This is a genomic window from Enterobacter sp. Lyrl_3, assembly GCF_051948675.1.
GTDB classification, from domain to species: Bacteria; Pseudomonadota; Gammaproteobacteria; order Enterobacterales; family Enterobacteriaceae; genus Enterobacter; species Enterobacter cloacae.
Genome location: NZ_JAYJLI010000060.1, coordinates 1 through 807, shown reverse-complemented (window position 1 = coordinate 807; position 807 = coordinate 1). Strand labels below are relative to the sequence as shown.

General features: G+C 56.1%; 1 protein-coding gene. It reads left to right on the top strand.

The features are described 5' to 3' along the window. Positions 1-570: hypothetical protein (locus tag VF709_RS24880; protein WP_440232477.1), on the top strand; the 570-nt coding region annotated here is incomplete at its 5' end. Positions 571-807: the final 237 nt, after the last annotated feature.

Here is an 807-nt window from a genome sequence, read left to right as displayed (position 1 = left end):
GCGTTCACGGGGATTGTGCAAACTTTCAGACACACGTCGCCAGGGGTGAACTCATGGAAACCAAGTATATATAACAATGCTAGTTTCGGCGTACCCGTCGGCAGCGCAATGTTACAGATGGGGGCTTATCTCACCGCTTCCCACTTATACACAGCAGAAGGCGTAGACATCTCGGATAAGTTCACGGTAACCAGCCCGGGCAACAACCGCAACACCCTCGCGACAGCAGATACCCCGATCCCGACTCGATTTGCGGGCAGCGCGTTCGCGGGAATACGGAACCAGGACTGCGGCACGGGTGTAGCATGCCTCGGTTATTGGGCGTACAACCGAAGCGGGGTCGCGTACGCAAAATACGATTCATACACGGCTGATGGGGTGTGGACAAATACCTTCGCGGTTAAAGAAGGCGAGCCATCGGAAACCGCCGCAAATTACGCAACGTTCGGGGTGGCATTCACCAACGGCGCAACACCGATGAAACCCGATGGTAGCGCCCCGGATTATGATGGTATACCAGACAACACGGACGTCAAGGACACCTGGACCATGGAGTTCACGATTGCCTGACAGGTCAACGTGTCAGAGGGGAGCAGGGAGGCTCCCCACCGTCTGACATAATTCGCCATCCGCGCGGCCTGCGCTTCAGGGCTCAGGTACCGGATGTGCTCATAAAGCTGGCGACATTTCAGACGGTGTTTTTCGGTGGCTCTGGGGGCAAAGACAGTGATGCCCTTGTCGGTAAACCAGAGCCCCATCCAGTCAAAGCCCTTTTGGGTTCTTCCCAGCTGGGTTTTGTCAGGATGC